The organism is Armatimonadota bacterium (assembly GCA_016869025.1).
Classification (GTDB): Bacteria; Sysuimicrobiota; Sysuimicrobiia; order Sysuimicrobiales; family Humicultoraceae; genus VGFA01.
In genome coordinates this window covers 26,276-49,463 of sequence record VGFA01000015.1, presented here as the reverse complement: position 1 = coordinate 49,463, position 23,188 = coordinate 26,276, and the positions used below count along the sequence as shown (strand labels likewise).

Below are 23,188 nucleotides of genomic sequence, written 5' to 3'. Positions count from 1 at the left end.
GAGTCAGGTTGGGGGATGGCGAAGAAGAAGCCGCAAGTCCAGGTGAGCACCGAGGAGCTAACGCCCGAGCTGCGGGCGCTCGTTGAGCTCGGGCGCAAGCGTGGGTTCTTGACGCACGACGACATCCTCGAGCAGTTCCCCGAGATAGAGCAGAACGTGGACCAGGTAGACCGGCTCTACGCGATCCTGGCAGAGCAGGGGATCGAGATAGTGGAGGACGCCAAGGAGGCCGAGGCCAGGCCGAAGCGCGAGGTCGAGGAGGAGGCCGAGTCCGCTATCAAGCCCCCGGAGGGGATCTCGATTGACGATCCCGTCCGTATGTACCTCAAGGAGATCGGCAAGGTATCGCTGCTCACCCAGCCGCAAGAGGTTTCGCTGGCGCAGCGGATGGAGAAAGGCGATGAGGAGGCCAAGCGGCGACTGATCGAGGCCAACCTTCGGCTAGTTGTCTCGATTGCCAAGAAATACGTGGGCCGGGGGATGCTGTTCCTGGACCTCATCCAGGAGGGCAACCTGGGGCTGATCCGCGCCGTCGAGAAGTTCGACTGGCGCAAGGGGTACAAGTTCAGCACATATGCCACCTGGTGGATCAGGCAGGCGATCACACGCGCGCTGGCCGACCAGGCGCGGACGATCCGTATCCCGGTTCATATGGTCGAGACCATCAACAAGCTGGTGCGCATCTCGCGGCAGCTGTTGCAGGAACTGGGGCGCGAGCCTAGCCCCGAGGAGATCTCCGCGGCGATGGGCCTGTCGGTGGAGCGGGTGCGCGAGATCAACAAGATCGCCCAGGAGCCGATCTCGCTAGAAACGCCCATCGGCGAGGAGGAAGACAGCCACCTGGGCGACTTCATCGAGGACCACGACGCGCTGGCGCCGGCAGAGGCCGCCTCGTTCACGATGCTCAAGGAGCAGCTAGAGGGCGTGCTTGAAACCCTGACCCCGCGCGAGCGTAAGGTGCTGAGACTGAGGTTCGGCCTGGACGACGGCCGGCCGCGCACGCTGGAAGAGGTGGGGCGGGAGTTCGGGGTCACCCGTGAGCGCATCCGGCAGATTGAGGCAAAGGCGCTACGCAAGCTGCGACACCCCAGCCGCAGCAAGCGGCTGAAGGACTTCATCGAGTAGTCACCCTACAACGAGCCCTCAGGAGGACGGCATGAGTCACGACGTGCGCGACCTTACCATGGCAGAGGAGGGTCTGCGCCGCATCGCCTGGGCGGAGCGCGAAATGCCGGTCATGAGGCGCATCGCCGGACGCTTCGTTGCCGAGCAGCCGCTGCGCGACCGGCGCATCGCGGCCTGTCTCCATGTGACCACTGAGACCGCGGTGCTGGTCCTGGCGCTTCGCGCAGGCGGCGCGCGGGTGACGCTGTGCGCCAGCAATCCGCTCTCGACGCAGGACGATGTGGCGGCTGCGCTCGCAGCCGAGTACGGCATCGGTGTCTTCGCCATACGGGGCGTGGACCGCGACACGTACTACCGCCACATTCACGAGGCCCTGGCCCAGCGGCCGCACATCACCATGGACGACGGTGCCGACCTGGTCTCGACCCTGCACAGCGAACGCACCGAGCTGCTCGGAGATGTCATCGGCGGCACCGAGGAGACGACCACCGGCGTGATTCGCCTGCGGGCCATGGCGCGCGACGGCGCGCTGAAGTATCCCATCATCGCCGTGAACGACGCGAAGACGAAGCACCTGTTTGACAACCGGTACGGCACCGGCCAGTCCACGATTGACGGCCTGCTGAGGGCCACCAACATCCTGGTGGCCGGCCGGACCGTGGTCGTTTGCGGGTACGGCTCGTGCGGTCGCGGCGTGGCGATGCGGGCGCGGGGAATGGGCGCGCACGTGATCGTGACCGAGGTTTCGCCCCTGTGTGCTCTGGAGGCCCTGATGGACGGCTACCAGGTAATGCCGGCCGCCCAGGCAGCCCCAGTGGGCGACGTGTTCATTACGGTGACCGGCAACACCGGCGTGCTGCGCGGCGAGCACTTCGCGTTGATGCGCGACGGGGCGATACTCGGGAACAGCGGGCACTTCAACGTGGAGATAGACATCGCGGCGCTGGAGGCGATGGCCACGAGTCGGCGGCCCGCGCGGGAGCATGTCGAGGAGTTCACACTTGCCGACGGCCGCCGGATCTATCTGCTGGCCGAGGGGCGGTTGCTCAATCTGGCCGCGGCCGAGGGGCACCCGGCCGCTGTGATGGACATGTCGTTCGCCAACCAGGCACTTTCTGCCGCCCACCTGGCGTCGCAGGGCGCCAGGATGGAGAAGACCGTGCACGGGGTGCCGCGGGCCATAGACGAGGCGGTGGCGCAGCTCAAGCTTGAGGGGATGGGCATTGGGATCGACGCGCTGACCGAGGCACAGCGCCTCTACTTGGAGAGCTGGCAGGAAGGCACCTAGAGCGTCACTCAAGCAGGACCTGCAATCCCCACCGGCGCCCGCCGATGTGACGGGTGTGGGCTGGTCTGCTGGACCTACTGATCCCGTCCAGATGCGAGGGCTGCGGCGCTCTGGGTACGGCCTTCTGCGCCGCGTGCTGCGAGCAGATTGAACGTATCCTGCCGCCCACCTGCGAGCAGTGTGGCGCTCCGCTGCGCGCGGCGGAAGGCAGCCCGGCAGGCGCCGTCCCCGTGTCTTCCGTCCGGTGCTCCGCCTGCAACCGCTCGCCGCCCCCGTTTGATGCCGCCCGCTCGCTGGCCGTCTACGACGGCAGGCTTCGCCGTGCCATCTGCGGCCTGAAGTTCCACGGCCGGAAGGCAGCGGCCAGCGCGCTGGGCAGGCTCCTGGCTGCTCTGGCTCCACTTGAGATCACCCGCGGCGTTGGTGTGGTCGTTCCCGTGCCCCTTCATCCCGCCCGGCTCAAGGCCCGCGGCTTCAATCAGTCCGACCTGCTGGCCGGGCCGGTTGCCTCCATACTCGGCGTGCCCTGCACCGCCCGGGCGCTGCGTCGGATGCACCAGGATCGCCCCCAGGTCGAGTTGGGCGCCTGCGACAGAACGGGCAACGTGCGGAACGCCTTTGCGCCGGGAGAGGAAACGGTGGCCGGGACTGTGCTGCTTGTTGACGATGTCTACTCAACCGGCTCCACTGCAGCGGCCTGCGCCCTCGCCCTGAAGAACGCTGGCGCAGATCGGGTTGTCGTGCTGACACTGGCGCGGGCCTTGAAGCGGACCGGGCCCGCAACGGCGACAGGTTCACGCCGATAGAATGGGCGGACCACGGGCCGGGCGCACCGGGGTTGCTATGGCACACATCCTGGCGCATGAGGAGGTGACCCGACATGGAACTGCAGATTGTTGAGCTCGAAAGCGTCACCCTGTTCGATCGCGGAGGAGACATCATCATCGCGTGTTGCTGCTGCTGTTGTTGCAGCGGCGGTGGCGGCGGTGGCGGCGGAGACATGATGTAGGTCGGGCAGCCCGTGGGGGCTGAGGCGATGCACGGGCGTCTTTAGCGGCCACAGCCCCCACAGCCGGTGATCGGGCGCACCGTGTGAGAGCGTTGTGAGAGGCCTGCCCGGCACCATCAAGGAGGCGCGAGTGGACGCACGTGTACCCTATAGGCCGCTCCTGCCGGACTTCTGGTCGGTGTACGCTGTCGGGGAGAGCGACGTGGAGCTCAGGTCGCCTGGAAGATCCGTTCGCCTCTCCGGTTCGGGGGTCGGGGTGCTCCTTCCCGACCTGCTCCCGGTTCTAGACGGCGAGCACACCGTGGACGAGATATGCGCTGAGCTTGCCGGGTGTTCCGCAGAGGTGATTGAGCGTCTCGTCGCCCAGCTTTCCGCCGGTGGCCTCCTGGTTGCCGGTTGCCTGCTGGTTGCCGGTGCGCGCCCAGGACTGCCCCAGGCGCCCGGCTCAGAGGTCACCGAGTTCCTCCGGGCACTAGCCCCCCCGGGCGATTCCGGCCATCTGAGCGCTCGACTGGAGAGCGCCTCGGTCTGCCTGTGGGGAGATGATCGAATCTCACGGTCAATCGAGGGGCTTCTGCTGGACTGCCAGGTCAATACCCAGAGGATTCCGCGCAACGGGGAGCAGCCGGCTGCCGAAGCCGCGGCAGATCTCATCGGTAACTCCTCCCTCCTTGTCGGCTGCGGTACGAACCTGCGCGACGCGTCGCTCCTGCAGCTCAACGCCTTCAGTCTTGCCACCGGGACGCCCTGGCTGCCGATTATCAGCGACGCGGCCGAGATAACCCTGGGCCCGCTCATCGTGCCGGGTCGCTCCCCCTGCCTGGTGTGCCTGCGGGTCAGGGCCGAGGCCCTGGCGCCGGGCCCTGTTCGGCTTCTCAGAGTGGGCAGCCGTCCCATGCTTCCCGCTGCGGTTCAGGCCGCGGCCGGCGTCGCCGTAGTGGAGGTGCTCAAGTCACTGCTCGGCGCCGACAGGCCCGCGATCGAGGAGAGGCTGATCAGGATTCACCTGCGCACACTGGCCTGGACCCGGGCCGACGTCCTCCGGCTCCCGCGATGTCCGGCCTGCGCATCTGTCCGGCCCGGCCGCCGGCAGGTGTCAGTTCCATGCTCAGTGCAGTTGTAGCAGAGCTCGATCAGGCCGAGGCGGCCAACACCCTGGACGGTGCCGGCCGCCTGACGACCCCGCTGGCAGGCGTTCTCGGAGCGCTGGCCACAATTCCCATGCCGCCTGACGAGCCGGACGTGGCCTGCGTGGCTGCGGCCGGTACCGACGCAGCCCGCACAGCGCTGCCCGACGGCCGCCGGTCGTTCGTCATCTCCGCCAGCGGCGTGGGGCTCGGACACGACCAGGCCGCGGCCAGGGCCGTTGGCGAGGTGCTCGAGAGGTACTCTGCGTCGTTTCCGGATCGGGCTGATCTCGTTGAAGCCACCTGGAGCGAAGTAGGTGGTCCTCACCCTGATGCCTACGCACTGTTCTCGGCCGAGCAGTGGCAGGCCGGGCTGCCATACGTCAGGTTCGAGGAGAACACCGTCCTGGAGTGGGTGGCCGCACATAGTTTGATGGGAGGCGGAATGGCATGGGTGCCGGCAAAGCGTGTGTTCCTTGTGGAGCGGCAGGAGCCGTGGCTTGCCAACATCGGCCCCGCGATCTCAACCGGACTGGCATGCGCTCGCACCCGGAGCGCGGCCCTGCTGGCCGCTCTCCTCGAGGTCGTGGAACGGGACGCCTTCGCCCTCACCTGGTGGCGGCAACTTCCGGCGACCCCGCTGCTCCTGCCGCGCTCGGGGCCCCTGGCCTCCATAGTGCGCGAACGGTTTGGGCGCAGCGGGCTCACGTTTCTCTACAGGCTGCTGCCCACCGACCTCGGGATCAGCGTCGTTCTGGTAGTCGTGCTCGATCCCAAGGCCGGCTCCAGCGTTGCGGCCGTCGGTGCGGCCGCGCGCCTGGACCCGGCGGCCGCGCTGCTCAAGGCCCTCCTGGAGGCGGTCCAGACCCGCACCTGGCTCCGCCAGATGGGCGGAGGAGCGGGCTTTGATCCTGGAGTCGGCTTCGCGAACGTGAGACGGTTCTCCGATCACGTGCGTCTGTACGGCCAGCCGCAGTCGCTGACCTACCTGGGTTTCCTGGTGGACTCCGCCGCGAATCCTGTCTGCCTGGAGGATCTCCATGACGCGAGCCGCTCCCCCGAGGCAGATCTGGGGTACTGCCTTGAACGCCTCGAACGCCGAGGCCTGCAGGCGCTCGCGGTTGACCTGACAACGCCAGACCTGGCGGCCTGCGGGTTCGTGGCGGTCAGGGTTCTCGTGCCCGGCCTGTTGGACATAGCACCCTCGCACGCCCAGCGGTTCCTGGGATACTCGCGCCTATGGGAGGTGCCGGAGCGCCTGGGCCTGGCAGGAGGGTGTGGGCTCAACCCCTACCCGCACCCGTTTCCGTGAGGCGCGCAGATGGCGCTTGAACCCTGCATGCTACCTGGCCATCCACTGTGGGAGGTCTTTCACGAGAGCAGCAAGTGGAAGCCGTCGGACTGGGCCGAGATCTCACGGCGCGCCGCGGCCCACGCCAGGGTAGGAGGCCCTGCGCCTGCGCGGCCGCGACGAGGCCCGCTGCTGGCTCTGCCGGCGCCGTCGCCCGGGACCTGCCTGGGCGTCGGGCTGGATGCTGCTCTACAACGCCGGAGATCCGCCCGCGAGTTTGCCGGGCTCCCATTGCGGCTGGAGGAGGCAGGGACACTTCTCTGGACAACAGCCGGCATGATCAGTGCCGGCGGGGCCGGTGCCAGTGGGATCGAGGCGGGCGGGGGCGGCGCCGGCGGGAACGGTCTCCACGCGCGGCGGACCGTTCCGTCGGCAGGTGCGTGCTATCCGATTGACGCGTACTTCTGGTTCCCCGTCCCCCTGGGAGGAGTCCATCCTGGCCCCTACCACTACGATGCCGCCGCTCACAGCGGGGCGCTGGTGACCCTCGACCCCCCGGAGACCAGTTTGAGCGATCTCCTGACTGTCACCGCCTTCCCGGCCCTTATCGAGCGCGCCGGCCTGCTGATCGTTCTGGCAGGCGTCTTCGCGCGGACCACGGACAAGTACGGCGCCCGGGGCTACCGGTTTGTGCTCCTGGAGGCCGGACACGCCGCCCAGAACATCTACCTGGCGGCCGCGGCACTGGACCTCGGTGCGGTCGCTCTGGGCGGGCTGGACGACGCAATGCTGGATGCGCTGCTGGGGCTCGACGGAGCGCGCGCCAGCGTCCTCTACGCCGTCGCCGTAGGGCACAACACAGGGGACTGCCTGAAGGAGCATGGAGACAGTGCAGGTGGCTAGCGCGGCGATTCAGGTCGAAGGTCTTGTCAGACGGTACGGCCGTGTCGTGGCCCTGGACCGGCTCGACCTGGAGGTTGGAACGGGTGAGGTATTCGGGCTCCTCGGACGCAACGGTGCGGGCAAGACCACCACCATCGAGACCCTGGTTGGGCTGCAGCAACCCGATGCCGGTCGGACTCGCGTGCTTGGGCTCGATCCCCTCGAGGAAGGGCTGCTCCTGAAGCAGCGCATCGGGGTGCAGTTGCAGGAGGCGGTCTTCCACCCGTATCTGAAATTGGGCGAGGCGCTTGAGTTCCTCGGCACCTTCTACCCTCGGCGGGTCGAGACGTCGCGGTTGCTGGCAAGAACCGGGCTGACCAGCCAGGCCGGTATGATGTACGGTCAACTCTCCGGCGGCCTGCGGCGGCGGTTTTTGCTGGCGCTCGCCCTGGTCGGCGAGCCCGAGCTCCTGGTTCTGGACGAACCCACGGCCGGACTCGATGCCCACGCGCGCCAGGATCTGTGGGCGCTCATTCGGGAAGCCCGGGCCGAAGGCCGCACGGTGCTCCTGGCCACGCACCACCTGGACGAGGCCGAGAGCCTGTGCGATCGGGTGGCCATCATCCACCAAGGCAGGCTGCTGGCGCAGGGCACTCCGTCGGAGGTGGCAGGGCAGGACCACACATGCCTCGAAGCCGCTTTTCTGGCGCTGACCTGCGATGCCGCACAGCCGGAGGGCCTGCGGTGAGCGGCCTGTGGCGTCTTGCGCTGATGGAGGCACGGCTGTTCTGGCGTACGCCGCAGGCCGTGTTCTGGACGTTCTTCTTTCCGGCATTTCTGCTCGTGCTGCTGGGCAGCGTGTTCGCGCGGCAGCCCGGCCAGATGGCCTTTCTCATCCCCGGAATCCTCGGAATGGTACTGGCATCCACCGCGTACTACAGCATTGGCGTGGTCTTGACTCATTACCGCAGCACCGGTTTCCTCAAGCGGCTGGTCCTGATTCCCATCCCGACATGGCAGTTCGTCCTGGCGCAGATGCTCGTGCGCTGCGCGGTCGTGCTCGCGGTGGGCGCCGAGCTTCTGGCGATAGGTGCCGGGCTCTTCCATGTCCGTCCCTCCGCGCAGCCGCTCACACTTGCCGCGGTGATGGCCGTAGGCACGCCTGCGTTCCTGGCCACCGGGTTCGCGGCAGGGGTCCTGGCCCGCTCTGTCGAGAGCGCCAACTCCATTGCAGCATTCTTGTTCTTCCCCATGACCTTCCTGAGCGGCGCGTACTTCCCTGTGGAGATGCTGCCAGGTGCGCTGCGACACCTCTCCGGAGCCCTGCCACTCACGTACTTCCTGCGTGGGCTCAGAACGGCTGCTCGGGGAGGGGGGCCAGCAGAGGTGGCCACGGAGCTGGCTGTGCTTGCGTTCTGGGGAGCAGTTGGGGCGGCCGTGTCTGTGCGGCGGTTCAGGTGGACGACCTGATCCACGCTCGGCCCTGCCTGCGCCCAGGGGTCATCCTGCGCAGGGAGGAGGCGGAGCACGGCAGCGGCCGGTGGATCATCCATGCCCCTGGGGGTCGCTGTTTCGTGACCGGCGAACCGGAGGCAGCGTTCCTGGTGCTGTTGGATGGCACCCGGACGTGGGAAGAGCTGCTGAGGACCGCGATCCTGAAGGTACCGGGCCTGGACGGCGCCGGCGCCGCCGAGTTCGTGCGTCATCTAACCAGCGCGGGATTGATGGCAGGAGATGAGGCGCTTCTGAGGCCGCGGCCATTCCTCTCGGCGCGTCTGGTGATCGCCGACACCGGCCCCATGCTTCTTCCCTTGGGCCGGCTGCTGCGCGGGGTGCCGGAGTGGGCAGGCATGGTCGGGCTCGGGGTGCTGCTCATCGCCGGGGCGGCCGCAATCGCTGTGCGCGGCGATCGCCTCGTCGCCGCATACGCCGCACTGCCGCTCGCCGCCCTGTTGGGCCCGGAGCACCTCGTCACGATGGTGATACTGGTCTGGCTCCTCGGATTGGGGCACGAGGCGGCTCACGCGGTGACTGCGCTGATGGCGGGCTGCCGGGCGGCCGCGCTGGGCATGGCTGTTTCCCCGTGGCGCGGCGTGACCTTCTTCGCAGAACTCCCTGGTCTGGCTCTTCTCCCGAGGAGTGCGCGGGTCTGGGTCGCTGCCTCCGGGCCGCTCTGGGATGCCACCGCGGGCATGGGAGCCCTGCTGTTGGGGTGGATATGGCCGGCAAGCAGGGAGGCCGCGGCATTGATTGCAGCCGCAGCGCTCCTCCGCGCCGTCTGGAACCTTCTACCGATGCCCCGGACCGATGGGGCCTACCTGCTCACCCAGCTCTTCCGCGCGCCCGGGCGCGCGGGGGGATCAGCGGTGCAGCGCCGGTAGCCGGTGGACCGCGGTCAGGCCTGGAGGCGCTGCCAGCACGATTGGGATCGCGTTCACGGTGACCGCGCACGTTGCGATGTCTCCGTGGATGCCGCCTGCCACGGTCATGGCTATTGGGGGCTCGCCCTCGATCGTGACGGAGTCCCGCGGATTCTGGGCGCCCACGGCCATCGTCAGATCCAGCGATATGACCGCCTCCTGACCGCGCAGCCCGTTCGCCACCTGGTGCAGGCCGCGTACCGTGGCCCCTTCCATGACCGGCTCGATTGTCTCGTGGATCGAGTTGAGCGACCACCCAATGGCTTCGGCGATCATGGCCACGGACTCGGCCAGGCCCACGTGCCCGATCCGGCCTTCTGCGACTCCCTGCTCGAAGGAGGCCCGGTCCAGGCCGTCGCCCACCTTGCGCTGGAGAGGCTTGCGGCGGAGCCCGGCGTCCACCACCCGCGTAACGCGGACGGAGCGGACCGTCCGGCAGGGCGCGGTCAGCACGACGGGCAGGAGGTCCATCACGAAACCAGGGTTGACGCCCACGCCTACCACGGTGACGCCGTGGGTCTTTGCGGCCTCGTCGAGCCGCGTGGCCTCGGCCGGATGCCGATACCAGGGAAACGCCAGCTCCTCACAGGTGGAGACCACGCAGGCGCCCGCCTCGACGCACGCCAGCAGTTGGGGCATGACCTGGGGTATGTGCGACTGGGTTGAGTGCAGGACCACCTGGGGCCTGCGCTCAAGGGCCGCGGTGATGTCCGCCGTGACCGTTACCCCGAGTTCCGCGCGGCCCAGCAGGATGCCCAGGTCGCTCCCTGCCTTGTCCGGGGAGATGTCACACGCCGATACCATCCGATACCCGCGGTCCAAAGCCAGGCCCGCGATGCCGGCTCCTATTGGTCCGAGCCCGTACGAGACAACCGTGGCTTGCGTCGCTGCTGTGGTAGTCACCCTCGAGAACCACCTTTCGTAGAATGTGGCGTGCGCGAGCGGCCCCAATTGTAGCAGAGGTACCGCCACCGGCCAATCAGGGCAGGAGTGCATTCCGTTTCGCAGAAGGTATTCACGTACGGACCTTGCTCCACAGTCCAAAGGAGGCAGCCCGTGAACCTGGATTTCGCATCCCGCATGAGTACCCTGGGTACCGAGACGGCGTTTGAGATGCTGGCAAGGGCCCGGCAGCTCGAGGCGAAGGGGCGCCACATCGTCCACCTGGAGATCGGCGAACCCGACTTCGACACCCCTGCCCACATCACCGACGCAGCCGTACGAGCCCTCCACGACGGATACACGCACTACACGCCGGCCGCGGGCATATTGGAGGCCCGGCAGGCGGTGGCTGACCACGTGGCCCGCGAGCGCGGTATCGCCGTGGACGCGTCCCAGGTCGTCATCGTGCCGGGTTCCAAGAACGTGCTGCTATTCGCCATGCTCGCCCTGGTGGACCCCGGCGACGAGGTGATCTACCCGGACCCCGGGTATCCCATCTACCAGTCCGCGGCCCAGTTCGCGGGGGCGACGCTTCGGCCCATCCGCCTTCGCGAGGAATCCGACTTCCGGTTCGACCTCGACGAGTTCCGCGCGCTGATCTCTCCACGCACTCGTCTGGTGGTGCTCAACTCGCCGCACAATCCTTGCGGCTCGATGCTGACGCGCGCAGACCTGGAGGCCGTGGCCGAGGCCGTTCTGCCGACGCGCGCTTTTGTCCTTACGGACGAGATCTACGGCAGGATAGTGTACGAGGGAGAGCAGGCAAGCATCGCGAGCCTTCCGGGCATGCAGGACCGGACCATAATCATGGACGGTCTGTCCAAGGCCTATGCCATGACCGGGTGGCGGATCGGCTACGGCGTAATGCGGGCAGACCTGATCGAGCGGATGGCGCAGTTGATGATCAACTCCAGCTCGTGCGCGGCCGCCTTTGCGCAGATGGCTACCATCGCCGCGCTGACCGGCCCGCAGGACTCGGTGGTAGACATGGTGGCCGAGTTTCGCCGCCGCCGTGACATCATCGTGGGTGAGTTGAACGCGATGGAAGGTGTGGGATGCCGGACTCCGGGTGGCGCCTTCTACGTCTTCCCCAACGTGTCCGCGATCGACACCGACGTCAAGCGCCTGGCCAGTTACCTGCTAGAGGAGGCAGGCGTCGCGTGCCTGGCAGGGACCTCGTTTGGTGGGTGGGGCAAGGGGTACCTGCGGTTCTCCTATGCCAACAGCCAGGAGAACATCCGTGAGGGGATGCGGAGGATGCGCGAGGCGCTGCCGCGATACAGGCCTGGTGCGCGGGGCCGTTCGGCGCGGGCCTAGCCGACCGGCGTGCTGTCCAGCCACGCTGCCATGACCCGGCGGTTCTCGGCCAGCACCTCCCGGGTCCTGTCGCGAACGAAGCTCTCGATCGCCACGGTCCCGTTGTAGAACCGCCGCAGGGCTTCCAGCGCCGCCCGTGCATCGAAGATGCCCTGAGCCAGGGGAACGTGGGCCTTCTCGTGCGTGGATCCGGAGATGTGAACGTGATAGATGTACTGCTCCAATCCGTCGAACGCGACCAAGTCACCGTTGTAGAGAAGGTGTGCGACGTCCAGCGTCAACCCGAGTGAAGCCGCGCCGACTCGGCGCACGAGCCCCGCGGCCAGATGGATGTCTGTTACGATCTCCAGGCGTTTGTGCTCCATGTTTTCGATTCCCACCCGCAGCCCGAGCTGCGCGGTCCTCTCGGCCACCCGGCCGAAGAACGCTTCCATTGGGGGCCAGAACGCGGCCGGGTCATCGTCGTTGGAGGAAAGCGCGCCTGGATGCAGGACCACCACCTCGGCCCCCATCTCGGCGGCGTCCTCCAGGGCGGCCAGGTACTGTCGCTGGGACTCGGAGCGGATCCCGGAATTGGTCGAGGTTACGTTGAGGTCGCGTGTGGGGCCGTGCAGCGTCAGGGCAAGGCCTCGGGCGGCCGCCTCACTCCTCAGGCGCAACGGCGCGAAACCCTGGTCCCAGAGGTGCTCGGCCCAGACCTCCAGCGCCGCGTATCCCAGGTCGCGCACGAGGTCCAAGACCTCAATCAGGGGAAGCTCACGCGTCGTCGTCGTGGACGCCGCGATCCTCATCGTTCGAAGAGCATCGCACGGCGGATACCGACCACAACCTCCGCGCCTTCCTCGTAGGACTGCCCGGGCGGGGCCTGCACGCGAACCGTCAGGCCTCCCTCCAGCAGGACCTTGTACTCCACCAGGTTGCCCAGGAAGTTCTGAACCTGCACGCGACCGGGCAGTCCTTCGTCCGCGGCGAGGACCAGATCCTCCGGCCGTACCGCTATTGCGGCCGAGCCCGAGATGCCGGAGGGGTTCTCGGCGCGGCACTCGTAGCCGTTCACCCTTACGTTGGCGATGCCGGGCCCGCCGGCTGTGATCTGCGCCGGGAGGAAGTTCATCTGTCCTATGAAGTCGGCGACAAACCGCGTGGCCGGGTGGTTGTAGATCTCGGCCGGCCGGCCGACCTGGACAATCTGTCCGTCCGCCATGACCGCCAGGCGGTCCGACAGCGCCATGGCCTCGGCCTGGTCGTGTGTGACGTAGAGCACGGGTATGCGCATCCGGCGCTGGAGCTCCTTGAGTTCAAAGCGCATCTGCTCGCGCAACTTGGCGTCCAGGTTCGACAGCGGCTCATCGAGCAGCAGGATCTCCGGACGTCCGGCCAACGCGCGCCCCAGTGCTACGCGCTGCTGCTGACCTCCTGAGAGCTGGTGGGGAAAGCGTCGGCCCAGATCCCGCAGCTCCACCAGGTTGAGCACCTCGGCTACGCGCGCAGCGATCGCCCGCCTCGGCTCGCCGGCCACGCGCAGTGGATAGGCCACGTTGTCGAACACGCTCATGTGAGGCCAGACGGCGTAGTTCTGGAACACCATCCCCAGGCGGCGGCCCTCCGGGGGGACGAACTGCCCGGCCTCCGGGTTGCTGACGATCCGCCCCCCGATCCTGATCTGGCCGCGCGTCGGAATCTCCAGGCCGGCCACGCAGCGCAGCGTCGTGGTCTTGCCGCACCCGCTCGGTCCCAGCAGAGTGAAGAACTCCTCCGGCCCGATGGAGAACGAGACCGCTCGTGCCGCCACAACGCCGTCGAACGCCTTCCAGAGATCCGAAACCAGTACAGCGTCCATGGCAACCCCCTCGATCCCGATCTGCTAGAACCCTACCTGGCCCCGCGTGGCCTTGCGCACGATCAGGTTGCTTCCCAGGATCAGCACCAACACGAGCACCGAGAGTGCCGCGGCGATCTGCGTGTAGCCCGAATTCTGCATGTTGAAGATGATCACGCCTATCGTTTCGGTGCGAAGCCCGAAGAGCAGGATTGACATGGTCAGTTCGCGGAACGCGGGCATGAAAACCAGGATCCAGCCCGCCACCATGCCGGGCCGCACCAGCGGGATTATGATGTCGCGCATGGCCCGAAGAGGCCCTGCGCCCGAGACGCGGGCCGCTTCCTCCAGCGACTCGTGTACCTGCTGCAGCGTAGCCGAGGTCGTGCGCAGCGAGAGCGGCATGTATGCCACGATGTACGCCAGCAAGATTATCCAGATGGTGCCGTAGAGCGCCACAGGCGGCTGGGCCCACGCCAGGATCATCGCTATGGCGATGACGGTGTGGGGGATGGCGTAGGGAAGCATGCCGAGCGTGTCGAGCGCGGCGGCCCCACGCAGTTTGGCGCGTATGCGGGCGTAGGCCACGAATGTCCCCAGCACCATTGTGATGGTGGCCGCGGACACGCCCAGCAACGCGCTGTTTGCGAGCGCACGGCGGATGACTTCCTGGTTCGTAACGTACGCGTAGTGCTTCAGCGTGAGACTCGCCACGGCCAGGGGCGCGCCGTAGTACTTCAACAGAGAGGTCAGCAGCAGGGAGAAGAGGGGGAGGACCGCGATTACGACTGCAAACAGGACCGCCAGGGCGAACGCCACGCGGCGCAGCGGTCCGAGACGGATGATCTGCGGATGGATCGACTTGCCCGCTATGACCGTGTAGCGCTGCTGACCGCGCTGAAGCCGCCACTGGAGTGCCAGCGCTGCGGCGCCGACCGCCACGAGCAGCATTGACTTGGCCGTGGCCAGCGGGAAGTCCGGGATGTTCAGCGAGGCGTATATGCTGGTCGTGAGTACGTAGAACCGCACGCGGATTCCCAGCAGCGCAGGGATGCCGAAGTTGGCGATCGAGTGGATGAAGGCCAGGAGACCCCCGGCCAACAGCGCTGGGAGCACCAGCGGTATGGTAACGTCGCGCATCACGCGCAGGCTGCCTGCACCGCTGGTGCGGGCGGCCTCCTCCAGGCTGGCGTCCATCCGCTCAAGCGCGCCGCATACGGTGAGGAAGACCAGCGGGAAGGCATGGATTGCCATCACGAAGACGATCCCCCAGGCGCTGTAGATTGAGAAGGGAGCCTGCTCCAGACCCAGCAGGGCAATGAGAGGGCGCATGAGGTAGCCCTGCGGCCCCAGCAGTTGGGCCCAGGCGATGGCGCCAAAGAACGGCGGGACCGCGTAGGGCATGATTAGCAGTGTACGCAGCCTGCCCTTGCCGGGTATGTCGGTGCGCATGACCAAGAATGCCAGCACCGCGCCTGCGACCATGGCTCCGGCAGCGGAGGCAACTCCTACCCACACAGTGTTGGTCAGGGCCCGGAGATTGCCCGGGCCTACGATGGCCCGCCGGTAGTGGTCCAGTCCCAACCCGCCGTCCACGAGCAGACTGCGGTAGACCACCTGCGCCACGGGCCAGACAACGAGCACCACCATCGCCGCCGCAACCAGGACCAGCAGGGGCACGCGCGGGTCCAGCATGCGGCTGGGCGCTCGGGCCTGCGCCGGTGGGGGGTGGGGAGCGTCTGATGGCACCCGCGGCACCACAGGTCAGCGCATCATGATCTGCTCGAACCGCGTGCGGATATCGACCGCGTTCTTCGCCGCCCACTCGAACGGGATCGGCAGCGTCTTGATCTCCGAGGCCCGGGGTTGGCCCTTGGGGGGATCCACGTCCTCGCGCACCGGCACCACGCCCTTGGAGGCCAGGAACTTCTGGCCTTCCACGCTGATCGCGTAGTCCACGAAGCGCCGCGCGGCCTCGGGGTTCTTGCTCGACTTGATAATGGCAACCGGGCTCGGAACCGAGACCGCGCCCTCCTCGGGCCAGATGATCGCCAGTGGTGCGCCGTCCTGGATCATGCCGTATACCATGAAGTCCAGCGTCATGCCCACGCCGAACTCGCGCGCGGCCAGCGCGCGCGCCACCTCCGTGTTCCCCCGCAGCACCTGGATGTTCTCCTTGCGCGCGCGCTCAAACCATGCCCAGCCGTACTTCTGCACGAAGGTCGCCACGGTCACGAAGACCGATCCGGAGTAGAGAGGATTGGGCATGGCCGCGGTCTTGCCGAACTTGGGGAAGTCGCTCCAGGATTTCGGCGCCGCGCGCATCGGGATCAGCGTGGTGTTCACCGCGATGACCATGTTGATCAACCGGCCAGCAATGAAGTTGTTGCCGCGATCGCGGAACTGCTCGGGCACATGCCGCGCCTCAGGGGAGCGGTAGGCCAGCAGCAGCCCCCTGTCGCGCAGGGTGATGAAGATCGGCGCGTCCGCGAGCCACAGCAGGTCGGCCCGGATGCCGCCGGTCTCAATCTCGGCGAAGATCCGCATCTCGATCTCGGTGCTGCCCGACCGCAGCACCTCCAGCTTGATCTGCGGGTGCTTCCGCATGAACGCCCCGGCGAACTCGGTGGCCATCTCCTGCGGAACCGACGTGTACAGCACGATGGTTCCCGAGGCCGGCTGAGCACCGGCGGGCGGGACCATCGTCGTGCCCAAGCAGACGACAAGCAGGGCAATTGTCACCCAGGTGAACCTGCGCATCTGACCCACCTCCTGCGATATCGTGCGCCTGTCATTCGTTCCCCTGACTTCCCTCCTGAGCCCGCGGCGGGGAGTCCTCAAAAACCGCCCGCAGGCGGTCCCAGGCCTGGAGCTTGCCCACGGCGTCGCCGGGCATCTGTAGTGCCATCGCCACGGTCAGAAGGTTCAGTACGGCCATGGGCACCACCAGCGAATTGACGACGGCCAGATCCCCGCGACGGGCCACCACGAGACGCGTCGCATGTGCGGCCAGCGGCGAATCGGGCGTATCGGTGAAGACGATGGTGTGCACTCCCTTGCCCTGCGCGTAGCGCAGGGCCCGTACGATGTCCTGGTAGCCCCGAAAGAAACCTACTGCCAGCATCACATCCCTGCGTGAGATGCGGAACAGCACCTCCCAGGCCTCGGTTCCGCCGTGTGTGATCGTCTCGACGTGCATTCCCGTGCGGCGCAGCCTGAAGGCGACGAAGTGCGCCAGCGATCGCGAGATCCCCAGGCCGAGTACGTACACCGTGCGGGCAGCGCGCAGGCGGCGGGCGATCTCGGTGATGAGGTTGGGCGACAGCGTGCGGCGCAACTCGCCCAGCGCGGCCAGGTCCTGATCCAGCAGCCGGGCCAGAGGGGAGGCATCCGTGCGCAGGCGCTGCAGGGCTGAGGCCATGCGCCCGCTGTGTGTGGTCCTGCCGGCACGGATCAGGTCGGCCAGCGCTGCGCGCAGGTCCGGATAGCCCTGGTAGCCCAGGGCCCGGGCGAATCGCACCACCGTGGAGTCGCTGGTCTCGAGGCGCCGCGCGAGTTCGGTGGAGGTCAGGAAGGCCGCATCATCGTAGCTTGCGAGCAGGTACTCGGCCAGCCTGCGCTGGGATGGCGAGAGGCGCGCGTAGGCCGCGTCAATCGCCTCGGGGAGCGGGCGGGTATGCAGCGCCTTCTGCACATTCCACGGATTCGATATGGAATGCAGTAATTCCTTCAGGAGTCACCTGGTGCGCCTGCCCCCTGAAGGATGGCCGGTTGCTGTGAAGAAGAGAGCGCCGGTGCGCATGACTGATCAGGAGGGCGGACGATGGTGGCTCCGCTTGATCGTGATCGTTCCCGCGCGGCACTCGTGCAGAACTGCCGGTTCGTACGTGGATGGTGTCTGGCCGAGCTCGCCATGGTGGTCGCCATCTGGGTTATGGTGCCGCTAGTCCTGCGTGGCCCGCGCGAGCCCGGCACGGACGGCAGGCTTCTCGCGCTCATCTTCTACGCGGTGGGGCTGGGCGATGTTGCGTTTGGCTTGTGGCTGAAGAGGCTGGCGCTGGCGCGGGGCCGGTACACCGGAGCCCGTTCGTACGAGGAGATCGTGGGAGGATTGACGGGACAGTCGCTGATAGCAGTGGTGACGGCCGTTACCCCCGCGGTTCTTGGGATAGCCCATTTTGCCATGTACGTCGATCGTGGCGTTCTGAGCGTTCTGAGCGTGCTGTGCCTGATAGGCCTGGCGCTGTCGTGGCCGAGCCTCGACCGATGGCAGGAGATCCTCGAAGAGACGCGCATAGAGCGATCGGCTATGTGAGGTAGTCCAGGTGAGGGGAATGCCGCCGCCGGAACTCCTCGGCGATTCCCGAGGCCACCTCGGACGACGGGACCAGCGGGTGCATGGCCAGCGCCTCCACTGCATCGTGCCACGACCGTCGCGCTGCCGCCGCCACCGTGGCACGCTCGTAGGCCTTGACGCGGAGGACGAGTTCGCGCACGGATGCCGGCAGTGGGCCCATCGGTCGCGGTGTGGGGCCTGAGGCGCTGATGCGACACGGGACCTCGACCACGTCCTCGGGCCCCAGGTCTTCGATCGCTCCCCGGTTGGCAGTGTTGACGATCACATCACGGGGCGATGGGTCGAGCATCGCAGCGATGACCCCAAGCGCTGCGCGCGCGTACCCACCCTCCACGTGCCCGCCCATCATGGCCAGGTCGCGATGCGCTCCCGTCTCGGCGGCCATGTACGATGACCGTCGCGCGAAGATGGCAGCCTGGTAGTGGGGCACGGGGTCCTGCCCGTGCTCGACGGCCTCCTTGAGCGACCTGCGCAGTTCGGCCGCAACGCGCCCGATCGCCTCCCCCCGCGTTTGGCGAGAGGCGCGCAGGCGTCTGACCAGCGCATCGTGGTGGTAGTAGTAGTGCAGGTACTCATTGGGCAGCAGCCCCAGGCGCCTGATCTCTTCGGGATCGAACAAGGGCCTCCCATAGATCGCCCGGATCAGATCGTTGCTGGCGAGGATCTCGGGTAGGCACTCGGCACCGCTGATCTGGACGCCGCGCACCCATCCCAGGTGGTTGAGGCCCAGGTAGTCTAGCCGCATATCGGCCGCCCGCGCGCCCAGCGCAGCGGCGATCCGGTCTCCCAGGGCAGGCGGGCCGTCGCAGATGCCTATGACGCGGTGCCCTTCGGCGGTCAGGGCCTGCGTGATCAGGCCTGCCGGGTTCGTGAAGTTGATGATCCAGGCGAACTGCCGCAGGCCCTGAATGCGCACGGCCAGATCCGCCAGCACAGGGATCGTGCGCAGCGCCATCGCCCATCCGCCTGGGCCTGTTGTCTCCTGGCCCACGACGCCCCACGCCAGCGGCACCTGCTCGTCAACCACGCGGCCTGCAAGGCCGCCCACGCGGATGCTGGTGATGACCCATGAGGGTGCCTCCAGCGCCTCCTCCAGCGAGGTGGTTGTCCGGACCTCGAACGGGTGCCTGGCCCTGCTCAGCATCGCGCCCGAGACGGCCGCCACCAGTTCCAGGGCCTCGGGGTCCACGTCGTGGAGGACCACGCGCTCCACCGGAAGCCGCGCATGGCGTTCGATCAGCCCGCCGATTAGGAGCGGCGTGCGCATGCCCCCACCGCCAATCACCGTGAGGGTCATAGAGTCCCTTCCGTCACCGCGCTCCTCCTAGCATCGCGTTGCCATCGCGGCACGCAGTTCCCGAAGTGTCGGAAAGGCCGCGGTTCCGCCCGGCGCCCGGGTCGAGAGCGCGCCGCAGATGTTCCCGGCCAGCAGGCAGCGGTCCACCGCATCACCGCGCAGGTAGGCCCAGAGGAAGCCGGCGTCGAAGGCGTCGCCCGCACCGGTGGTTTCCATCGCGGCCACCGCGGGCGGGCTGACCCGCAACGGGCGCCCCTCGTGCACCCCGACAGCGCCTTCGGGTCCCAGCTTGATCACCGGCACGTTCACGAAGCCGGCCAGCACCTCCAGCGCGGCGTCCGGCTCCTCGCACCCCGTGAACCACCGGGCATCGCTCCAGGAGGGCATGAAGATCGTCACACGCCGCACCACATCGCAAAACTCCACCGAATCATATTGCGCCGGGTTCCAGCCGATGTCCAGCGAGGTGGTGATTCCCTCGGATCGCAACCGGTCGAGCAGCGGTAGCCGCGCAGCGAACGGCTCTGGCATGCCGGCGAAGTGCACGTGCCTGATCCGCTTGCTGCCGGTCCACGGCCAGGCGTCCAGCAACTCCCCGGTCTTGGCCGCGCATCCGGGGTGTGTCAGGAAGCCGCGGTCGGTCGCGGTGGAGAAGGCCACGGACAGGCCGGCACCCAGCTCCGCGTGCCGCGTGACCCACGATGTGTCCACGCCTGCCCGGCGCAGGTGCTGCAACTGAAAGCGGCCCAGCAGGTCTGCGCCGACGTAGGCGACGAGACCGGTGCGCACGCGCAGGCGCGCCAGTCCTGCCGCGGTGATGAAGGCGCCGCCGCCGACGGTCATGGTGAACTGCTGCGTGCGTACCTCCTCGCCCAGCCCCGGCATCGCGCCCAGCCCTGAGAAGATCAGGTCGCAGTAGATGCCGCCCGCGACAAGGACCTCGGGCGGCGTGGCCTTGATTGACCGTCGCATGCCTGGTGGCGCCCCTTATGCTTTGCGGCGCAGCAGGTGCCTGGCCATTTGCAGCAGCGCCGCGCGGTCGCTCTCGGCGAGGCGCCGGGCTATGACCAGCAGCTCGTTGAGCGAGAGGTCTCCCTGGTCCTCGGCGACCGCAGGCCCGCGTCGCCGGCGCCCAGGCCTGGCAGCGGCGGCCTGGTCGTTGGAGAAGAGAGCCAGGGGCCGTCCCCGCTTCAAGGGAAGCTGCACCGCCCGGGCCTGGGGCTCTTCTTCCGGCAGGGGAGCGGAGAGCTCCTCGACGTACTGGAGCAAGGCGCTGCCCTTCATCCCGAAGGCACGCGCGATCTTGGTGACGATGTCGGTGGACGGACGCTTGAGCCCCCGCTCGATCTCCGACAGGTACGAGTGGGAGATCCGGGCCAGCGTGGCGGCCTCCTCGCGCGAGAGGTTCCTGGATGCCCGCAGGGTCTCGATGGCCCGACCGAACTCCAGCCGTGACCGCATGCCATGCCTCCTTACGCCGCCTGTCGGCGCTATGGTGGCGGCGGTTTCGCTATCGCAGAGTTAGCCGGCTGCCCCCGGGCTTCCTTCCTGGCTCCCCTGGAAGCAGGGCACGAGGTCCAGCAGCCGCGCGGCGTTGCCGAAGAAGATCAGCCGCAGGTCATCTTCCGAGACCCCGAGTTCGCAGCACGCTTTGTACTGCTCGTCCAGGTAGCGGCGCGCGAACCCCCTTGGGAACCAGGAGGAGTCAGAGCCGAAGATGACTCGCTCCGCGCCCGCGGTGTCGAGGAACCGTCGGAGCAGTGATTTGAGATCCAGGTCGTAGGGCATCCAGCGCATCCACTCGTTGCTGCCCGAGGTGTCCACGCTGACGTTCCCGCACACCCACATCAGGTGGAGGAGCTCGCGCGGGTAGCCGCATCCCAGGTGCGGGACCACAAAGGGGACGCCCGGGAACCCCCGCGCCACGTCCTGCAGCACGAGCGGGCTGATGTTGGGCCCGGCTACGATGCCCTGGTACCGGAGCGGGCCAAAGTGCACCAGCACCGGTATCCCCAGACGCTCCGCTGCTTCCCACAGGGGCGCGAGCCGGCCGTCGTCGAGCCGCTGCTCGTGCAGCGGGGCGATGATCTTGTATCCGCGCAGCCCCAGGTGGACGACCGCCCGCTCCAGCTCGGCGGCCGCGTTCGGGGCAAACGGATCGTGGTGCGCGAATCCCATGAAACGGTCGGGGTGGCTTCCGACCACGGTGGCCAGTCGGTCGTTGCCTCCGCCGGTCACGAAGACAACGCGCGCCAGGCCGTGGCGTTCCACCTCTTCTGCCCACCGTGCCGCCGTCCCCGCGTCACCGTCTCTGGGTTCTGGTTCTGGTTCCGGGAACCCCCAGGCCGCGCGCCATGCCGCGAGGTCCGCATCGAGCCGCTCTTGGACCACGGCCCACCTGGCCTCGCCGTGGCGCCGAACGTACTCGGCCCGCACGGGATCGGCATGGCCTTCTGGCGGCCTGGCCGGGAAATGGGCGTGGAAGTCGAGCACCGGAATCGGGAGTCCGGTGGCTGGGCCAGGCATGGGCTTTCCTCCTCCGCTCAATTTCGGAGCCCGGTCAGGACGATCCCCTCAATGATCTGCCGCTGGAGCACCAGGAAGACCAGCAGGACAGGAATGATCGCCAGGGCCGATCCAGCCATGATCAGGTTCCACGAGGAGCCGGCCTCGCCGGAGAAGAGCGCTAGCCCGACAGGCAAGGTGCGCATGTTCGGGGTTTGAATCACGATCATCGGCCAGAGGAACGCGTTCCAGTTCCCCAGGAAGGTGAAGATGCACAGCGCAGCCATCGCCGGCTTGACCTGGGGAAGGGCGATCCGCCAGAACAGCCCGAACTCGCCCACGCCGTCTATGCGCCCGGCGTCCAGCAGCTCGTCGGGCACGCCCGACATGAACTGACGGATCAAGAAGATGCCGAAGGCGGTGATCAGTCCAGGGAACATGATGCCCCAGTAGGTGTTGATCCACCCGTTGGCGCTGGACATGATGTACCACGGAATTACCAGCATCTCGGTGGGGATCATCAATGTGGCCAGTATGAGCACGAAGATGAGGCCCCTGCCGGGGAACTGGAGCTTTGCCAGCGCATAGCCGACCAGCGCGTCGAAGAACGCCACGCTCACTGTTGTGATTGCGGCGATGATCAAGCTGTTGGCAAACCAGCGCGGAAACTGCGTGCGCGTGAGCACCTCCGCGTAGTTCTCAAGCGTGGGCTGCGTCGGCAGGAAGCGCACATCGAAGATCTCCGTGAGCGGCTTCAGTGAACTGGCCACCATCCAGATGAAGGGAAAGGCCACGACGACGCTGCCCGCGGCCAGGATCAGGTAGCTGAGCACGACCCGCGGGTCACCCCGCGCCCGCCCGGCCATCAGTACTCCACCGGTTTGGACAGGATCTTCATCTGCAGCAGCGTGATCGTGAGGATGACCACGAACAGGATGGCGGTCGCGGCCGCGGCCTCCCCCATCCTGAACCGCTGGAATCCAAGCTGATAGACATAGAGCACGAGCGTGAGCGTGGTGGCCAGCGGGCCGCCCTGGTCCTGAAACGTCATGTTGAGCACCTGCGTGAACAGCTGCAGGTACACGATCGTGCTGTACACCACGGAGAAGACGATGGTTGGGTTCAGAAGCGGCAGCGTGATCCGCCAGAACAACCGCCAGCCGGTGGCGCCATCCACCTGGGCGGCTTCGTAGTAGACGCGCGGTATCGCTTCCAAGCCGGCGAGGAAGATGACCACCTGGAACCCCAGGTACTGCCAGACCACCATCGCGGCGACGGCGTAGAGGGCCTGGTCTGGATCGCGCAGGAACCCCTGAGCCGGCAGCCCCACCCCCAGCAGGATCTTGTTTAGAGGGCCGAGGTGCTGGGAGTACATCCACTGCCACACCCAACTTGCCGCCACGATGGGCGTTATGAACGGCATGAAGTACAGGGCCCGGAAGAGGCCGCGGAACCTGACGATACGTTGCAGCAGGAGCGCCAGCCCAAGACCCAGGACCATCTGCGCCGGGATCCCCACAAGCACATAACGCACCGTGTTGATCGCGGCGTGCGCGAATCGCGGATCGCCGGACAGGGTCTGGAAGTTAGCCAGGCCGACGTAGGGACGGACCGGCGAGATTATGTTCCACTCGTGGACGCTGATGTACAGCGAGGAGATGGCCGGCAGGATCCTGATTCCCGCGAAGAACAGCAGCGGGACTGCCAGGAAAAGGTAGGCCCACAGCGCCCGCTGCTGCCCTATGCGCAGCCCTCGCCGCAGCGGACGCGCCGCGGCCACCTGAGTAACCATCCCGCCTGTCCGGCGAC

23 protein-coding genes are annotated in these 23,188 nt (G+C 67.3%); 11 read left to right on the top strand and 12 right to left on the bottom strand.

Annotation, left to right across the window (positions count from 1 at the left end; genetic code table 11):
- Positions 1-15: 15 nt before the first annotated feature.
- From rpoD to FJX73_08860, 9 genes are all read left to right on the top strand, one after another.
- Positions 16-1,125, top strand: a complete 1,110-nt coding sequence (gene rpoD, locus FJX73_08900; protein MBM3470894.1) for an RNA polymerase sigma factor RpoD — start codon at positions 16-18, stop codon at positions 1,123-1,125.
- A gap of 31 nt (positions 1,126-1,156) precedes the next feature.
- A complete protein-coding gene (locus FJX73_08895) occupies positions 1,157-2,413 on the top strand; it encodes an adenosylhomocysteinase (protein MBM3470893.1) in 1,257 nt (418 codons plus the stop codon).
- Positions 2,414-2,466: 53 nt separating this feature from the next.
- Positions 2,467-3,219 (top strand): ComF family protein, encoded by a 753-nt coding sequence (locus FJX73_08890; protein MBM3470892.1) that lies wholly within the window; start codon positions 2,467-2,469, stop codon positions 3,217-3,219.
- A gap of 297 nt (positions 3,220-3,516) precedes the next feature.
- Positions 3,517-4,545, top strand: coding sequence for a TOMM precursor leader peptide-binding protein (locus tag FJX73_08885; protein MBM3470891.1), 1,029 nt, complete (start codon positions 3,517-3,519; stop codon positions 4,543-4,545).
- Positions 4,476-5,861 (top strand): hypothetical protein, encoded by a 1,386-nt coding sequence (locus FJX73_08880; protein ID MBM3470890.1) that lies wholly within the window; start codon positions 4,476-4,478, stop codon positions 5,859-5,861. Before FJX73_08885 ends, FJX73_08880 begins: the two co-directional genes overlap by 70 nt.
- Positions 5,862-5,870: 9 nt before the next feature.
- Complete coding sequence (locus FJX73_08875) at positions 5,871-6,743, top strand: SagB/ThcOx family dehydrogenase (protein ID MBM3470889.1); 873 nt, start codon at positions 5,871-5,873, stop codon at positions 6,741-6,743.
- A complete protein-coding gene (locus tag FJX73_08870) occupies positions 6,721-7,470 on the top strand; it encodes an ABC transporter ATP-binding protein (protein MBM3470888.1) in 750 nt (249 codons plus the stop codon). The genes FJX73_08875 and FJX73_08870 overlap by 23 nt, the downstream gene beginning before the upstream one ends.
- On the top strand, positions 7,407-8,192 hold the full coding sequence (locus FJX73_08865) for an ABC transporter permease (GenBank protein MBM3470887.1): 786 nt from the start codon (positions 7,407-7,409) through the stop codon (positions 8,190-8,192). The genes FJX73_08870 and FJX73_08865 overlap by 64 nt, the downstream gene beginning before the upstream one ends.
- Complete coding sequence (locus FJX73_08860; protein ID MBM3470886.1) at positions 8,180-9,103, top strand: hypothetical protein; 924 nt, start codon at positions 8,180-8,182, stop codon at positions 9,101-9,103. The genes FJX73_08865 and FJX73_08860 overlap by 13 nt, the downstream gene beginning before the upstream one ends.
- Here the strand turns inward: FJX73_08860 and FJX73_08855 are convergent.
- On the bottom strand, positions 9,083-10,045 hold the full coding sequence (locus FJX73_08855; protein MBM3470885.1) for a dihydrodipicolinate reductase: 963 nt from the start codon (positions 10,043-10,045) through the stop codon (positions 9,083-9,085). The two genes, FJX73_08860 and FJX73_08855, sit on opposite strands and share 21 nt — an antisense overlap.
- Before the next feature lie 177 nt (positions 10,046-10,222).
- Here FJX73_08855 and FJX73_08850 point away from each other — a divergent pair, with 177 nt between their 5' ends.
- A complete protein-coding gene (locus tag FJX73_08850; protein MBM3470884.1) occupies positions 10,223-11,401 on the top strand; it encodes a pyridoxal phosphate-dependent aminotransferase in 1,179 nt (392 codons plus the stop codon).
- On the opposite strand, the gene FJX73_08845 is transcribed toward FJX73_08850, so the two are convergent.
- The 5 genes from FJX73_08845 to FJX73_08825 form a co-directional block, all read right to left on the bottom strand.
- Complete coding sequence (locus FJX73_08845) at positions 11,398-12,192, bottom strand: sugar phosphate isomerase/epimerase (protein MBM3470883.1); 795 nt, start codon at positions 12,190-12,192, stop codon at positions 11,398-11,400. The genes FJX73_08850 and FJX73_08845 overlap by 4 nt on opposite strands.
- A complete protein-coding gene (locus tag FJX73_08840) occupies positions 12,189-13,241 on the bottom strand; it encodes an ABC transporter ATP-binding protein (protein MBM3470882.1) in 1,053 nt (350 codons plus the stop codon). The genes FJX73_08845 and FJX73_08840 overlap by 4 nt, the downstream gene beginning before the upstream one ends.
- A gap of 24 nt (positions 13,242-13,265) precedes the next feature.
- Complete coding sequence (locus FJX73_08835; GenBank protein MBM3470881.1) at positions 13,266-14,915, bottom strand: iron ABC transporter permease; 1,650 nt, start codon at positions 14,913-14,915, stop codon at positions 13,266-13,268.
- 69 nt (positions 14,916-14,984) lie between these two features.
- Entirely contained in the window at positions 14,985-15,980 is a 996-nt protein-coding gene (locus FJX73_08830) for an ABC transporter substrate-binding protein (GenBank protein ID MBM3470880.1), read from the bottom strand.
- A 31-nt stretch (positions 15,981-16,011) separates the two neighbouring features.
- Complete coding sequence (locus FJX73_08825; protein ID MBM3470879.1) at positions 16,012-16,914, bottom strand: MurR/RpiR family transcriptional regulator; 903 nt, start codon at positions 16,912-16,914, stop codon at positions 16,012-16,014.
- A gap of 129 nt (positions 16,915-17,043) precedes the next feature.
- On the opposite strand from FJX73_08825, the gene FJX73_08820 reads away from it, so the two are divergent.
- Positions 17,044-17,535, top strand: coding sequence for a hypothetical protein (locus tag FJX73_08820; GenBank protein ID MBM3470878.1), 492 nt, complete (start codon positions 17,044-17,046; stop codon positions 17,533-17,535).
- Here FJX73_08820 and FJX73_08815 read toward each other — a convergent pair.
- The 6 genes from FJX73_08815 to FJX73_08790 are packed head-to-tail and all read right to left on the bottom strand — an operon-like array spanning position 17,528 to position 23,171.
- Positions 17,528-18,874 (bottom strand): 6-phospho-beta-glucosidase, encoded by a 1,347-nt coding sequence (locus FJX73_08815; GenBank protein ID MBM3470877.1) that lies wholly within the window; start codon positions 18,872-18,874, stop codon positions 17,528-17,530. The genes FJX73_08820 and FJX73_08815 overlap by 8 nt on opposite strands.
- A 27-nt stretch (positions 18,875-18,901) precedes the next feature.
- Complete coding sequence (locus FJX73_08810) at positions 18,902-19,846, bottom strand: carbohydrate kinase family protein (protein ID MBM3470876.1); 945 nt, start codon at positions 19,844-19,846, stop codon at positions 18,902-18,904.
- A gap of 15 nt (positions 19,847-19,861) precedes the next feature.
- Positions 19,862-20,335 (bottom strand): helix-turn-helix transcriptional regulator, encoded by a 474-nt coding sequence (locus FJX73_08805; protein ID MBM3470875.1) that lies wholly within the window; start codon positions 20,333-20,335, stop codon positions 19,862-19,864.
- Between the two features lie 60 nt (positions 20,336-20,395).
- Positions 20,396-21,400 carry an amidohydrolase gene (locus FJX73_08800; GenBank protein ID MBM3470874.1) on the bottom strand — a complete coding sequence of 335 codons (1,005 nt, stop codon included), beginning with the start codon at positions 21,398-21,400 and terminating at the stop codon, positions 20,396-20,398.
- 17 nt (positions 21,401-21,417) lie between these two features.
- The gene (locus FJX73_08795; protein MBM3470873.1) at positions 21,418-22,245 is read right to left on the bottom strand and encodes a carbohydrate ABC transporter permease; all 828 of its coding nucleotides are present in this window, start codon (positions 22,243-22,245) and stop codon (positions 21,418-21,420) included.
- Positions 22,245-23,171 carry a sugar ABC transporter permease gene (locus FJX73_08790; protein ID MBM3470872.1) on the bottom strand — a complete coding sequence of 309 codons (927 nt, stop codon included), beginning with the start codon at positions 23,169-23,171 and terminating at the stop codon, positions 22,245-22,247. Before FJX73_08790 ends, FJX73_08795 begins: the two co-directional genes overlap by 1 nt.
- Positions 23,172-23,188 lie beyond the last annotated feature (17 nt).

What these genes read in the sequence shown, in the direction of transcription:
- FJX73_08845 (MBM3470883.1), bottom strand. Translation starts at nt 12,192, where the DNA reads ATGAGGATCGCGGCGTCCACGACGACGACGCGTGAGCTTCCCCTGATT.
- FJX73_08800 (MBM3470874.1), bottom strand. Translation starts at nt 21,400, where the DNA reads ATGCCTGGCCCAGCCACCGGACTCCCGATTCCGGTGCTCGACTTCCAC.
- FJX73_08815 (MBM3470877.1), bottom strand. Translation starts at nt 18,874, where the DNA reads ATGACCCTCACGGTGATTGGCGGTGGGGGCATGCGCACGCCGCTCCTA.
- FJX73_08875 (MBM3470889.1), top strand. Translation starts at nt 5,871, where the DNA reads ATGGCGCTTGAACCCTGCATGCTACCTGGCCATCCACTGTGGGAGGTC.
- FJX73_08895 (MBM3470893.1), top strand. Translation starts at nt 1,157, where the DNA reads ATGAGTCACGACGTGCGCGACCTTACCATGGCAGAGGAGGGTCTGCGC.
- FJX73_08840 (MBM3470882.1), bottom strand. Translation starts at nt 13,241, where the DNA reads ATGGACGCTGTACTGGTTTCGGATCTCTGGAAGGCGTTCGACGGCGTT.
- FJX73_08870 (MBM3470888.1), top strand. Translation starts at nt 6,721, where the DNA reads ATGGAGACAGTGCAGGTGGCTAGCGCGGCGATTCAGGTCGAAGGTCTT.
- FJX73_08865 (MBM3470887.1), top strand. Translation starts at nt 7,407, where the DNA reads ATGCCTCGAAGCCGCTTTTCTGGCGCTGACCTGCGATGCCGCACAGCC.
- FJX73_08820 (MBM3470878.1), top strand. Translation starts at nt 17,044, where the DNA reads ATGGTGGCTCCGCTTGATCGTGATCGTTCCCGCGCGGCACTCGTGCAG.
- FJX73_08830 (MBM3470880.1), bottom strand. Translation starts at nt 15,980, where the DNA reads ATGCGCAGGTTCACCTGGGTGACAATTGCCCTGCTTGTCGTCTGCTTG.
- FJX73_08835 (MBM3470881.1), bottom strand. Translation starts at nt 14,915, where the DNA reads ATGCTGGACCCGCGCGTGCCCCTGCTGGTCCTGGTTGCGGCGGCGATG.
- FJX73_08795 (MBM3470873.1), bottom strand. Translation starts at nt 22,245, where the DNA reads ATGGCCGGGCGGGCGCGGGGTGACCCGCGGGTCGTGCTCAGCTACCTG.
- FJX73_08810 (MBM3470876.1), bottom strand. Translation starts at nt 19,846, where the DNA reads ATGCGACGGTCAATCAAGGCCACGCCGCCCGAGGTCCTTGTCGCGGGC.
- FJX73_08805 (MBM3470875.1), bottom strand. Translation starts at nt 20,335, where the DNA reads ATGCGGTCACGGCTGGAGTTCGGTCGGGCCATCGAGACCCTGCGGGCA.
- FJX73_08790 (MBM3470872.1), bottom strand. Translation starts at nt 23,171, where the DNA reads ATGGTTACTCAGGTGGCCGCGGCGCGTCCGCTGCGGCGAGGGCTGCGC.
- rpoD (MBM3470894.1), top strand. Translation starts at nt 16, where the DNA reads ATGGCGAAGAAGAAGCCGCAAGTCCAGGTGAGCACCGAGGAGCTAACG.
- FJX73_08850 (MBM3470884.1), top strand. Translation starts at nt 10,223, where the DNA reads ATGAGTACCCTGGGTACCGAGACGGCGTTTGAGATGCTGGCAAGGGCC.
- FJX73_08880 (MBM3470890.1), top strand. Translation starts at nt 4,476, where the DNA reads ATGTCCGGCCTGCGCATCTGTCCGGCCCGGCCGCCGGCAGGTGTCAGT.